This is a genomic window from Paenibacillus forsythiae T98, assembly GCF_000520735.1.
Lineage (GTDB): Bacteria > Bacillota > Bacilli > Paenibacillales > Paenibacillaceae > Paenibacillus_AQ > Paenibacillus_AQ forsythiae.
The window spans coordinates 1-13602 of record NZ_ASSC01000791.1 but is presented as its reverse complement, the minus strand read 5'-3'; the positions used below and the strand labels follow the sequence as shown (position 1 = coordinate 13602).

General features: G+C 52.7%; 13 protein-coding genes. 1 reads left to right on the top strand and 12 read right to left on the bottom strand.

The window, feature by feature from the left end; genetic code table 11:
• Positions 1-58: 58 nt before the first annotated feature.
• Complete coding sequence (locus L692_RS0124235; protein WP_025702521.1) at positions 59-1039, top strand: zinc dependent phospholipase C family protein; 981 nt, start codon at positions 59-61, stop codon at positions 1037-1039.
• A 126-nt stretch (positions 1040-1165) separates the two neighbouring features.
• Here the strand turns inward: L692_RS0124235 and L692_RS0124230 are convergent, their stop codons facing one another.
• The 12 genes from L692_RS0124230 to L692_RS0124165 form a co-directional block, all read right to left on the bottom strand.
• A complete protein-coding gene (locus tag L692_RS0124230; RefSeq protein ID WP_025702520.1) occupies positions 1166-2485 on the bottom strand; it encodes an MFS transporter in 1320 nt (439 codons plus the stop codon).
• A gap of 237 nt (positions 2486-2722) precedes the next feature.
• Positions 2723-3295 (bottom strand): phosphate propanoyltransferase, encoded by a 573-nt coding sequence (gene pduL, locus L692_RS0124225; RefSeq protein ID WP_025702519.1) that lies wholly within the window; start codon positions 3293-3295, stop codon positions 2723-2725.
• A gap of 144 nt (positions 3296-3439) precedes the next feature.
• Positions 3440-4432: a dipeptidase gene (locus tag L692_RS0124220; RefSeq protein WP_025702518.1), complete on the bottom strand. Its 993-nt coding sequence runs from the start codon at positions 4430-4432 to the stop codon at positions 3440-3442.
• Between the two features lie 79 nt (positions 4433-4511).
• Positions 4512-4772, bottom strand: a complete 261-nt coding sequence (locus tag L692_RS0124215) for a stage V sporulation protein S (RefSeq protein WP_025335291.1) — start codon at positions 4770-4772, stop codon at positions 4512-4514.
• A gap of 201 nt (positions 4773-4973) precedes the next feature.
• A complete protein-coding gene (locus L692_RS0124210; RefSeq protein WP_025702517.1) occupies positions 4974-5768 on the bottom strand; it encodes a TIGR00282 family metallophosphoesterase in 795 nt (264 codons plus the stop codon).
• 63 nt (positions 5769-5831) lie between these two features.
• Positions 5832-7373, bottom strand: coding sequence for a ribonuclease Y (rny, locus tag L692_RS0124200; protein ID WP_025702516.1), 1542 nt, complete (start codon positions 7371-7373; stop codon positions 5832-5834).
• Between the two features lie 308 nt (positions 7374-7681).
• Complete coding sequence (locus tag L692_RS0124195) at positions 7682-8473, bottom strand: regulatory protein RecX (RefSeq protein WP_415752784.1); 792 nt, start codon at positions 8471-8473, stop codon at positions 7682-7684.
• Positions 8474-8544: 71 nt separating this feature from the next.
• Positions 8545-9606, bottom strand: a complete 1062-nt coding sequence (recA, locus tag L692_RS0124190) for a recombinase RecA (protein ID WP_025702514.1) — start codon at positions 9604-9606, stop codon at positions 8545-8547.
• Between the two features lie 337 nt (positions 9607-9943).
• Positions 9944-11233: a competence/damage-inducible protein A gene (locus L692_RS0124180; protein WP_025702512.1), complete on the bottom strand. Its 1290-nt coding sequence runs from the start codon at positions 11231-11233 to the stop codon at positions 9944-9946.
• Between the two features lie 113 nt (positions 11234-11346).
• Complete coding sequence (gene pgsA, locus L692_RS0124175) at positions 11347-11928, bottom strand: CDP-diacylglycerol--glycerol-3-phosphate 3-phosphatidyltransferase (protein ID WP_025702511.1); 582 nt, start codon at positions 11926-11928, stop codon at positions 11347-11349.
• Positions 11925-13256, bottom strand: coding sequence for a 30S ribosomal protein S12 methylthiotransferase RimO (gene rimO / locus L692_RS0124170; RefSeq protein WP_025702510.1), 1332 nt, complete (start codon positions 13254-13256; stop codon positions 11925-11927). Before rimO ends, pgsA begins: the two co-directional genes overlap by 4 nt.
• Positions 13257-13391: 135 nt before the next feature.
• On the bottom strand, positions 13392-13602 hold a 211-nt coding region (locus tag L692_RS0124165; protein WP_025702509.1), incomplete at its 5' end, for a nucleotide-binding YajQ family protein.

Genomic DNA, 13602 nt, shown 5'->3' with positions numbered 1-13602 from the left:
GCGTCTGACGATCCGGAGGTATAATGGAGCCAGACAGCAGTTGAAAGGAGCGAGGCGCTTGCCCAATTTATGGATGCATATCGAGTATGGACGGCAGCTCGGCAATGATCTGCAATCTGTTTTCCCCTTCAGGGGTCATTCTTCCGAACATGCCCTCCTCTACCAGTTGGGCTGCCAGGGTCCGGATATTCTGTATTACCACGGCTTTCTGCCCTGGAGCAGCGACCATGGCGCGTCCCGGCTCAGTGATTTGATGCACAGTCAAAGCTGCGGCGGGGTGTTGGTGGCGTTCTGGGATAAAGTTCTTCAGCTTCCGCTCCAGGAACGAGGGCCGGCGGTGGCTTATTTTGCGGGCTTCCTGACCCATCATCTGCTGGACCGGAATCTCCATCCTTATGTCAACTGGAAATCCGGTTACAAGCACAGGGATCATCAGCGGTTCGAAGTGGCTATGGATACGGTATTCATCAATCGGCTAAACGGCAGGAACACTTGGAGAATCCCCGGATGGAAAGAAATCGACGCCGGGCCGTCGCTCCCCGCCGGGATTGCGGATATTTTGCACAAAACGGCTTGCGCCTTTTATCCCGAAATGGCCGCTTTCCCGAAAGGATGCTGGCAGAGAGCCTATCGTGATATGGTTAGCGCGCAGAGACTTCTCTTCGACCCGTACGGCTGGAAGAAAAAAATAGTCCTCGGATCAAACGCCGTCCTGTTCTACCGCAAGCTTACAGCCGCCGAGGAAGGGCTGGATTATCTGAATGAGCGAAACGCCCCATGGAGGCATTCGGCGCTCTATTCCGAGGTCAGAACGGAAAGTGTGCTCCAGCTGTGGGAGCAGGCGCTTGCGGAGGGACGAACGGTAATGAAATCCCTGGCGGCCTGGCTGCAGGCGGATTCCCGGAATGAAGCGGGAAGCGCGCGCGAGCGGTTCCGGCTGAATCTCGGCGACCGGTCCTACGATACAGGCAAGGATTGCGGTTCGAATCTGGTGAACCAGTATGCCGAGCCGATCTGGGAAACAGCCACCGGAAGTTGATGCGAAAAATAGCGGCGCTCCGCGCAGCGTTCCGATACAACTAAACCGCGAAGCTACAGTCCTTTAGGGACCGTACTTCGCGGTTTTATGATTTGCAGAAACGGTTTGGACACATCACCCGGCCCGTCAGGTAACAAGCTCGCCTGTTTCGGCGGATAGCGGCTTTCCGTTGTCAGCGGGGCCGTTATGCCGGCCGTCGCTCTTCCCGCGCTCCACATCCACTTTAATCAATATCAATATGCCCAGTCCAAAGAACAGCAGCAGAGAGAGTATCCCCAGCCGTGAGCTGCCGGTAAGCTGGCCGACCAGGCCGAAGACGAAGGGGCCGAATATCGAAGAGAATTTGCTTGTAATATTGACAAAGCCGAACAGTTCGCCCGTACGGCCCGCAGGCATCAAATCGCTCAGCAAGGATCGCGAAATGGACTGGCTCCCTCCCTGAACCAGCCCGACCATGACCGCCAGCACATAAAAATGCGAGGCTTGGGTCATCCAGTACCCCAGGGCCACGATAAGCACATACATGAACAGCGAGGCCAGCAGCGTACGTTTCGCGCTGAACCGGACTGCCGCTTTTCCAAGCAGAAGTGTGCTGGGGAAGCCTACAAACTGTGTAATGAGGAGGGCCAGAATAAGATCGCTCGTTCCAATGCCGATCGTCGTCCCGTAAATGGTCGCCATCAGAATTATGGTATTGATCCCGTCATTATAGAACCAGAAGGCCGCAATCAGCTTGAAGAGCTGAGGGTAGCGCCGGATATCCCGGTAAGCTCCCGCAATTCGTCTAAGCCCGGACCGGGCATATCCCGCTGCGGTCAGTCCCGCCGTCTGGCGCTTCAAATTCGGCACCCGGCGCATGACCGGCAGCGCGAACAGCAGCCACCACACTCCTACAGTGACAAAAGACCAGCGCGTACCCGCCAGTCCGTCGCTTATTCCAAGCAGGGAAGGCTTCTGGATCATCAGCAAATTGAGCGCAAGCAGAATGCCGCCGCCCACATAACCGGCCGCATAGCCTTTGGACGAGATTTGGTCCCTTCTTCCGGAAGGAACGAGGTCGGGCAGCATGGAGTCATAGAAAGCATTGCCCCCGGAAAACCCGAGCGTGGACAATACCAGGAAGGCCGACGCCATCAGCCAGTCTCCCCTTTCCACCAAAGCGAAGCAAGATGTGGATACTGCGCCAAGCAGCGTAAAGCATGTCAAAAAGGTGGTCTTCCGGCCGGAAAGATCCGAAATGGCTCCAAGCAGCGGGGACAATAAGGCGACCAGCGCCATTCCGATGGCATGGGTATACGCCAGAAAGGATGCCGCCGTCGTCTTGTCCAATCCGTCAGCCGCAACCGAACTGTAAAACACAGGGAGCACAGCCGCCAAAACCGTTGTCGCATAAGCGGAATTGGCCCAGTCATACATGATCCACGCCCGAACAGCAGATTTATTCACGCATTCACCCTCTTCTCCAAACCCCTGCTGCCCGTTCAAACAGCCCAGAGCCCGGCGTCATTTGCTTCTATTATACCGAATTTGCGGAGAAGGAATGTTCGATAAATGTTAACGCTACAGCATGGCTTTGTCTCATCCGGTATCCGGCGCAATTAAGGCGCATTAAAAAGTTAAAAGCGGAGGATCGCTCCCCCGCTTTTAACGTAATTATATGAATAATGCCTGCTCAGGCAAAGCTTAGTCGACGATCTCAGCCGTATCGCCGTTGCTTGCTCCCGCAGCATTCGCTTCGTCCGTGTCGATGTGCATATCAAGCGCAAAGCTGTCCGATACGCGGGCAATTACGTTCTCCAGAACGAGTCCGCGTTCTCCGCCAAGGCGCACCTTCAGCAGCTGCTTATCGGCAATGCCCCATTTTTCGGCATCGGAGGTATGGAAATGAATGTGACGGGCTGCCACAATAACACCCTTCTCCAGTACAACTTCACCTGCCGGTCCTTTCAGGGTAACGCCAGGCGTTTCTTCAATGCTGCCGGATTCGCGTACAGGCGCCTTTACACCGATGGCGAATGCGTCCGTACGGGAAATTTCAACCTGCGAGGCCGGACGGGCCGGTCCCAAAATTCTGACCTTGTCGAATTTGCCTTTGCTGCCGATTACCGCAACAGTTTCATTGGCGGCGAATTGTCCAGGTTGGGAGAGCGGTTTGAATTCAGTCAGCTGGTGGCCGGGTCCGAACAGCGCCTCCACATGTTCTTGCGTTAGGTGAATATGTCTAGCCGACACACCTACAGGTACAGTCTTACTCATACTTCAAGTCACTCCTTGTATTTTCTCTATTATCTGTACAAGCCAAGGAACATTATACAACTATTTAACCAAAAATAAAAAGGAACCTGCTCATCTTCAGGCTCCTTTTTGGGAATAGTTCGTATTTTCGTCAATTCATTTGTTTCAGATTGGCGCCGAAGGCAGATTCCTCGCAAGATAACTGACCGCATTCCCGTACAACCATCCCTTTACCAATTCTTCGGAGTAATGGCGCAGCAGCAGCTCCGCCAGGGCAGGATAATGTCCCGGATGCTCCAAGCCTTTAACCCAGGAGTCGATGCCGTCAAAGTCGGAGCCGAACATCAAATGCTGCTCTCCCCCAAGAGCGCAGATATGCTCGATATGTCTCAACAGATCTTGCGGTGCAGCTTCTCCGTCATCAGTCACGAACCACGGGACAAAAGTAAGCCCTATGCGCCCTTCCGCAGCGATCACCGCCCTGATCTGATCATCTGTCATGTTCCGCGGATGATTGCAGATCGCTCTTGCGTTGGAATGGGAAGCGATAAACGGCCGGTGAGAAAGCTCGGCCAGTTCCCAGAACCCGGCCTCCGACAGATGCGAGACATCCAGCAGCATGCCTCTTCTGTTACACCACTTAATAAGCTTGCGGCCTTTTTCTGTGAAGCCTCCATTTCGCTGCTCAAGCACGCCATCCGCCGCCCAGTTGGCATAATTCCAGGTTACCCCCAGGAAACGAACCCCAAGCTCAAAAATCATCTCCGCATAGAACAGGTTTCCCTCCAGTCCGTCAACTCCTTCAAGCGACAGCATTCCCCAACCGGGACCGCCCTCCTGACCACCGGCTAATCTGGCCGCTTCCTCCTTCCAGCGCAGCGGCCGAAGCCCTCCCGTATTCGCTACTTTACTCCGGTACAGTTCAATCTGTCTCAATATATGCTCAAATCGGGGGTTCCCCCACTTCTGCGACAAGTAGATGGCAAAGCACTGTATCCGTACTCCCCCCGCCCGCAGTCTCTCTCCCGTTACATCCAGCCCTTGATCCGCCCAAAAATCGATGGAGGGATTCTCCAGCAGCTTGCTCAGCGCATCGCAATGAAAATCCGCCACCGGAAAATGGTTTTGTGCCTGTTCCCGCGCTTCTCCTGGATTCATCGGTCTGTCCTCCTTTTTCAATCAAAGCAAAAAGCCTGTCTACTGACGTAAACAGGCTCATCCTTTATTCTTCTATTTATTATCTCGGCTCAACAATTAATTTAATGGCTGTGCGATCTTCCCCATCAATGACAATGTCGGTAAAGGCTGGGATGCAAATCAGGTCGACGCCGCTGGGAGCGACAAATCCACGGGCAATAGCAACAGCTTTGATCGCTTGATTCAGAGCCCCTGCTCCAATGGCCTGCAGTTCGGCCGCCCCACGTTCGCGAAGAACACCTGCTAATGCGCCGGCAACGGAATTCGGATTGGATTTAGCTGATACTTTTAATACATCCATAGTAAGTACCTCCCCTGGGATAAATAATGGTGTTCTTCCACTACTTTGATGTTATTCGCGTACAAAAGAAAAATTCCTTCTTTTTGCGAACCCCTTTGCAGAAATTGGTACAAAAGATGCTGTTAAGCGATATAAAAAAGATCACACTTTTTTCCTAACCGAAAAATTTGGCCTGAAATGCCTGCGAACCACCCTTTCGCCCTAATCCATTACCCACTCATCTTCGCGCATTCGAATCTTTTCCAGACGTTTGGCTTTGCCGGTGTCCTCATCCAGCTCCGCATACAGTCCGTGAAGCATCCACTTCCCCTCATCGACCACAAAACGCGACGGAAGCTGGGTTGTAAATTTATAGAGTACCGCATCTTTTTCCATACCCAAAATTCCTTCTCTTGAACCAACCATCCCCGCATCGGTTAAATAAGCCGTTCCTCCAGGCAAAATTGTATCGTCATTGCTCTGGACATGGGTATGAGTACCTACGACAATCGACGCACGTCCATCCATGAACCAGCCCATCGCTATTTTCTCGGATGTGGCTTCCGCATGAAAATCGACCAGAATGCACTTGTGCTGTCTCCGCAGTTCTTCGACGATCTCTTCACCAACCCGGAAAGGACAATCGATAGCCGGCAAAAAGGTACGCCCCTGCAAATTGACGATCGCCAGCTGCTTGCCGTTTCCTTTGACTACCGTGTAGCCTTGACCGGGTGTGCCCGGAGGGAAATTGGCCGGACGCACCATGCGCGGCTCATCATCGATAAATTCAAAGATGTTCTTGTTATCCCACGTATGATTGCCCATCGTGATCCCATGAACGCCCCAGTTGAAAAATTCATTTGCGATCGCAGAGGTAATGCCCCTTCCGGCCGCCGCATTCTCACCGTTGACAACGATAATATGCGGCTGGTATTTGCTCTTCAGGGAAGGGAGTGTTTCCCGCAGCGCTTTGCGGCCGGTGTTGCCTACAACATCGCCGATAAACAGAACTTTAATGTTGATCTCCTCCTACTGTAAAGAAAAGTGGCGCCGTTAAAGGCGCCACTTCTCTAATTATGCCTATTTAGCGTACTCAACCGCCCGTGTCTCGCGAATAACCGTGACCTTGATATGACCCGGGTAGTCCAGTTCATTTTCAATCGTCTTCGTAATATCGCGCGCCAGACGGAAAGCTTCGGCATCGTCGATTTTGTCAGGCTGCACCATTACGCGAACCTCTCGGCCAGCTTGAATGGCATATGACTTCTCGACGCCTTCGAAAGATTCGGAAATCTCCTCCAGCTTCTCCAGACGCTTGATATACGTTTCCAGCGTTTCCCGGCGTGCTCCCGGTCTTGCCGCCGACAAGGCGTCAGCCGCACCGACCAGCATAGCGATAACCGAGGTCGCTTCCGCGTCTCCGTGATGGGAAGCGATGCTGTTGATGACCACAGGATGTTCTTTATACTTCTTGGCAAGCTCCACGCCGATCTCAACGTGTGAGCCTTCCACCTCATGATCCAGCGCCTTGCCGATATCATGCAGCAATCCCGCGCGTTTGGCTAGCACGATGTCTTCCCCGAGCTCACCGGCCATCAGCCCGGTCAAATAAGCAACCTCCATGGAGTGCTTCAGTACGTTCTGACCATAGCTCGTGCGGAATTTCAGACGGCCGAGAATTTTGATCAAATCCGGGTGCAGGCCGTGAACGCCAACCTCGAAGGTGGCTTGCTCGCCGTATTCCCGAATCCGTTCATCCACTTCCTTGCGTGATTTCTCGACCATTTCTTCGATGCGCGCCGGATGGATACGTCCGTCTGCCACCAGCTTCTCCAGTGCGGTACGGGCCACTTCCCGGCGAATCGGGTCAAATCCCGATAAAATAACAGCCTCCGGCGTGTCGTCGATAATCAGATCGATGCCAGTGAGAGTTTCCAGAGCGCGGATATTCCGGCCTTCGCGTCCGATGATCCGTCCCTTCATTTCCTCATTCGGAAGTGTAACGACGGATACCGTTGTTTCCGCCACATGATCGGCGGCGCAGCGTTGAACGGCAAGGGTAATGATTTCGCGGGATCTCTTGTCCGCTTCTTCTTTCGCCTGCTGCTCGATGTCCTTGATCATCTGTGCGGTTTCATGCCGAACTTCCTGTTCCACATTGGAAAGAATAATACTTCTGGCATCTTCCATGGTCAAATTGGAGATTCGCTCCAATTCGGTAACCTGATTTCTGTAGATAACATCGATTTGTTGCTGAGTTTCATCAATTCGTTTCTCTTTGTTAGCCACTTGTTCTTCTTTTCGTTCAAGCGATTCCATTTTTTTATCCAGCGATTCTTCCTTTTGCAGCAACCGTCTTTCCTGACGTTGGATTTCATTCCGACGCTCACGAGTTTCTTTCTCAGCTTCGGTACGGATTCTGTGGACTTCATCCTTGGCTTCCAATACCGTTTCCTTCTTCAGCGCCTCCGCTTCCTTCTTCGCGTTCTCCACGATGACGGCAGCGGCCTGTTCCGCGCTGGAAATTTTAGCTTCTGCAAGGGATTTCCGAATAAAATAACCGAACCCAAAGAATAATGTCGCTACAACGAGAACGATGATGATCCAGATCCAGGGGTCCATCTGTTTCACCTCCTCGTTGGTTCCTCCAAGGCATTCCTTGGGACTGTGCAGTTGTCAAACTATCCGTTCATCACCATACAAAAAAACGGTAAATTCACCGATTGCCGAACTGCACATGATTCACATGCACACTGCCCGCCGCATCCGGCGATTACATTTCATATGAGTTGATACGCGAATCGTTTAGAAGAAGATGGCCTTTTTGGGAAGGAAAAAGGATTCTTATTTTATGCCGATTCATGTTATATTTTATTATTTATAAAAAGACATTGTCAAGAGAGCCAATCCCGGGAGCAAAGTCAAGGGACTCAGTCGAACTCGCAGAAGCCGTCCTCCGCTCCATCCATATCCCCGTCCTGCCGCAGTGATTGAAGGACACTTCGGACAATTTCGCCCGAGAAACCGCGTCTCATTAAATAAGCTCCCGTCTTCCTTCTCTTGTCGGAAGCCTCGCCCCTGATTGCACTCCACTTCTTGCGCCCAAGCTCAAGCGCGCTCTGACGCTCCTGCTCCGGGCTGATTCCTTCCAGCGCCCCTTCAATAACGGATTTGTCGACGCCTTTGCCGCGCAGCTCGTGGCGAACCCATAGCCTCCCCTTGCGGTGTCCGGTTATCCTCTGCTCCGCCCATTGCTTCGCATACTGGGTATCGTCAATTAGCCGTTCACGCCGAAGCCGCTCCAGCACCTCGCCTACTATAGCTTCCCCGATTTCCTTCTGCCGCAAACGTCTTGCCATTTCCATCCCCGTCCGTGGCTTCCGTTCCAGATAACGCAGTCCTTCCACATAAGCCCGCTGCCGCTCATCAGCCAATACGATCTGCCGGAGGTCTTCCTTCGTGAAGGCATTCCCGGAAATCATCCGATACTTGATCATAATATCCTCATGGATGCTTAGACTGATCATCCCGAAGTGAAGAATATAGCGGTGATCGGATCTCTGCTGGCGCTCCACCCTGGTTATCGTCAGCAGTTCATTATCGGGGAACTGTGAGAGCACATCATCTTCCGGCTCCCCGGCCTCATAATCAAGCTGTATCGTCACAGTAAGTATTCTCCCTCCTCTCGTATATCCGCCCTCATGCAGCGAAGGGAGCATCATTTCCATATTATTTCCCCATGTTTAAAAGGCGCCCTATACGGATATAGAGGGCGCCTTGCATTCTAAAGAATTTATTCGATTTCGAGCAGTTGCTGTTCTTCCTCTTTCTCTGCTTCGATCTCCGCTTCGGTTGGAGCAGCGACGATAGTAGAGAGACTGCTCGCTTCACGAATCTTGTTCTCGATGACAAGCGCCAAATCCTGATGTTCCTTCAGGAACTGCTTCGCATTCTCGCGGCCTTGACCCAGCCGTTCGCCTTCATAGGAATACCATGCTCCGCTCTTATTGATGATATCCATTTCCGTGCCGATATCGACGAGACTGCCTTCTCTTGAAATGCCTTCACCGTACATAATATCGATATCCGCCTGTTTGAAGGGAGGCGCAACCTTGTTCTTTACAACCTTGACCCGCGTGCGGTTGCCCACGATATCATTGCCCATCTTAATGCTCTCTACGCGGCGCACATCAAGGCGGACCGTAGAGTAGAACTTTAACGCGCGGCCGCCGGGGGTCGTCTCGGGATTGCCGAACATAACACCGATCTTCTCGCGAAGCTGGTTGATAAAGATAGCGATCGTCTTGGATTTGTTGATCGAGCCGGAAAGCTTGCGCAGAGCCTGGGACATCAGCCGCGCCTGCAGGCCGACATGGGAATCGCCCATCTCGCCTTCGATTTCAGCCTTGGGAACCAAGGCCGCCACGGAGTCTACCACAATGATATCCACGGCGCCGCTGCGGACGAGCGCTTCCGCAATCTCCAGAGCCTGTTCGCCGGTATCCGGCTGAGACAGCAGCAGCTCGTCAATGTTGACGCCAAGTTTGCTTGCATACCTCGGGTCCAGCGCATGCTCAGCGTCAATAAAAGCGGCTTGTCCTCCGACCTTCTGAACTTCCGCAATGGCATGCAGAGCAACCGTTGTCTTGCCGGAGGATTCCGGTCCGTATACTTCGATAATACGGCCTTTGGGCAGGCCTCCGATTCCCAGAGCAATATCTAGAGCCAATGATCCGCTGGGCACGACCTCGACTTGCATATGATTCGATTCACCCAGCTTCATAACGGAACCCTTACCGAATTGTTTCTCTATTTGACGAAGCGCCATTTCAAGCGCTGCACGACGATCTGACAATCAGATCACATCCTTTTCACTGGTATAATATCACAATATCACGAAGCCTGACGGGTCTTCACCCTGGTGCTGCAACAAGACAACACTTCAAGAAAGATTCGATATCTTCTTAGAAAGAATATACGCAAGTGCCTTTCTTATGTTAGTATTGTACCTTGTTTTGAAGTGTTTGCCAAGCATTTTTTCGAACATACATTCGTTTTTTCCGCCCTCCAGACCACGCCCCCCTTTTACTGTAAAATCATCCTGTATCTTCATATAAAAATAAAAAACCGCAGCAAAGAAATACAATGCCACGGTTCTTCCGTATGATTCCATTATATAAAAGAGCGGCCGCTCATTTCAAGCCCGAACTCTCAAGCGGCAAGTCCGCACCGCGTTCCGCCAGCCTGCGCCACAGCCGAAACAGAATGGTCTTGACGGAGCGGATACGGATATTCTCGCGGCTCCCCTTCAGATTAAGCTCGAATACTTCCGTCTTTCCGCCTTTCTCGGCGATGCCGATATATACCAGACCCACAGGCTTGCGCTCCGAGGAGCCCGGGCCCGCCACTCCGGTAATCGACAGGCCATAATCCGTACCGGCCGTTATTCTGACCTGCTCCGCAAGAATCTCTGCCACCTCGCGGCTGACCGCGCCGAAAGCGCCCTCGCCCTCCAAGTAATGCTGGGGCACATTGAGGAGCTTCTGCTTCATCTCATTGGAGTAGCATACGATCCCCCCCATGAACATGGATGAGCTGCCGGGGATGGCTGTGATGCTCTCCATCAGCAATCCGCCCGTGCAGCTCTCGGCGCAGCTCACGGTAAGCCCCGCGTTCGCCATCCAGTCCACGATTGCCTTTTCCAGCGGAACATCGGCAGAGGCATACAAATGCTCGGGAAGAATGGCCCGGATTTGCTCCTCCAGCGCATCCAGCTTCTTCATTGCTTCGCTGTAAGAGGGCGCCTTGGTAGAAATACGCACCGTTACCTCTCCTTCTTTGGCATAAGGAGCAATCGTCGGATCGTTTTGACCATGAATAAGATGGATCAGCTTGTCTTCCAGCAGAGACTCCCCGATGCCGGCGAATTTAAGCATCTTGGAATACAGCGGCGTCTCATTCGTCAGCGCATGCTGCCGAAGCCAGGGCTTGGCTTGCTCTGTGAACATCGGTTTCATCTCCCTTGGCGGTCCGGGAAGAACAACATAGTAGTTGTCCTCATGATGGATGGCAAGGCCCACAGCCAGTCCCGTCCCATTCGGAAGCGGCGTCGAATCGTCGATTACAAGCGCCTGCTTCCGGTTGTTCTCGGTCATGGGGACGCCCCGGCCGCTGAAGAACTGATCCACATGCTCCATCGCCAACGGGTCGATATGCAGCCCCCGGCCCAGCGCAGCCGCAAGAGCTTCCTTCGTCAGATCGTCCTCCGTCGGTCCGATGCCTCCCGTGAATAATACAAGATCAGCGCGGCCCTTCGCGATTTCGATCGCTTCCTGCAGCCGGACGCTGTTGTCGCCGACTACCGTTTGAAAATATACGTCGATGCCGAGAGCGGCAAGCTCGACGGACAGAAACTGGGCGTTGCTGTTCACGATCTGGCCAAGCAGCAGTTCCGTGCCGACCGCAATAATCTCTGCTTTCATACCATTACTCCTCCCATTGGTTTACTAAGATCCTTATCGTGTCAGAAGCGGGGCAATAGGCATATGTCCTACCGCCCCGCTGCGGATCACGGCCAGCCGTTTGATATGAAATGTTATGAAGCCGAGAGCAATTCCTTGTTCTTCACGAAATAATCGATACCCGAGTATATCGTTATCAGAGCGGCCGCCCAAATGGCAATACTGTCAAATGGGATGCCGACGAACTGAAACGGAAAATTATTCAGCAGCAGCAGGGAAATCGCTATAATCTGTACCATCGTTTTGATTTTCCCCCATTTGCTGGCCGCAACGACTTTGCCGTCCAGCAGCGCCACCTGGCGAAGGCCGGTAACGGCAAATTCACGGCTGATAATGACGATGGCAATCCAGGAATCGCACCGGCCCAGCTCGACCAGCGAGATCAGCACCGCGGATACGAGCAGCTTATCGGCCAAGGGATCGAGAAGCTTTCCGAGATTGGTTACCATATTGTATTTGCGGGCAATATAACCGTCGATGCCGTCCGTGCTTGCCGCCAGCAGAAAAATAATTGCGGCAATCAGATGATTGAACGAGAGCTGAAAAGAGCCCCAATGAAACGGACTCGGATAGAAGCTGAAATCGATCAGCAGGAAAAACATCATGATCGGGATCAGACATATTCGGGCAATGGTTATGCGGTTAGGCAAATTCACTGAAGCACTTCCTCCCCTGACAAATCATATTCGAAAGCATGAGTTATCCGGACCTTCGCAATCTCCCCGATGCTGATGTTGCTGCCTTTAACAAATACTTCCCCATCAATCTCCGGCGCGTCGAACTGCGAGCGGCCGATATAGACATCGCTACGGCCGTCGTAGCGCTCCACCAGCACATCCAGAACCTGGCCCACAAACCGGCTGCCCCGATCCCGGATGACCTGGCGCTGAAGCTCCATCAGCGTGTTGGCGCGCCATTCCTTCACATCATCCGGCACCTGATCCGGCAGGCGTGAAGCGGGAGTTCCTTCTTCATTGGAGTAAGTAAATACCCCCAGCCTATCAAACCCTACTTCGCTTACAAAATCGCACAAGCGCTTGAAATCCTCCTCGGTCTCGCCGGGAAAGCCGACAATAAGCGAGGTGCGCAGCGACACGCCGGGAATCACCTCCCGGATGCGTGCAATCAGTTCGCGGATATCCCGCTGGCGACCGGGTCTGCGCATGCGTTTGAGAATTGAATCTTCACTGTGCTGCAGCGGCATATCGACATATTTGCAGATCTTCGGATTATCGGCCATCGTCTGGATCAGCTCTTCGGTAAAAAAGCCGGGATAGGCATAATGCAATCTCACCCATTCGATTCCTTCCACTTCGCTCACGCGGTTCAGCAGCTCGGGCAGCTTGAATTCCTCGTACAGATCGGTTCCGTAATTGGTGGAGTCCTGGGCGATCAGACTGATCTCCTTTACCCCTTGGGCCGCCAGTGTTCTGACCTCGGTCAGAATCGACTCTATGGAACGGCTGCGGAACGCTCCGCGCATAATCGGGATGCTGCAGAACGTGCAATTGTTGTCGCAGCCCTCCGCAATTTTGACATAGGTCGTGTAACGGGGCGTTGAAACCTTGCGGGGGAGTGCCTCCTCATAATTAAAGACCGGATTTCCCACCCATACCGGCCTGCTTCCTCTCACAGCTTCATCAACGATCTGCACGATGTTATGAAAATCCCCCGTTCCGACAATCCCGTCGATTTCGGGCATTTCTTCCATCAGTTCCGCCTTGTAGCGCTGGGTCAGGCAACCTGATACGATCAGCGCCTTGAGACTTCCGCTCTCCTTCAGCTCCGCAAGCTCAAGAATGGTATTCACGGACTGCTCCTTGGCTTCGTCGATAAAGCCGCAAGTATTCACGATAATGACGGTAGCCTCTTCCTTCTGGTCCACAAGCGTATATCCCCGCTCATGAACCAGGCCGGACATAATCTCCGAATCTACCAAATTTTTTTCGCAGCCGAGTGTAACAATGTTAATTTTTTCTGTCATCCGTTAACCCCCATTAATCAAAAGCACGTATCCACATTTTCTTAAGCAAGTATAATATAGCCGGAATTCGGCTGTCAAAAACACAAAGCACCCCGCAGATCCTCGGGTTCGAGGCGGCGCTGCGGGGCACCCGAATCATGATTTCAGGTTCGTGTACTGCAAATCCAGCGGCAAATCAGCCTTGTTAAGAAGCTGAATAATTTGCTGGAGATCATCTCTGCTCTTGCCGGTGACGCGAATCTGATCGCCTTGAATCTGGCTCTTGACCTTCAGCTTGGAATCGCGGATCAGCACATTGATCTTCTTCGCGTTCTCCTGATCTATCCCTTGTTTAAGTCCGAGCCGC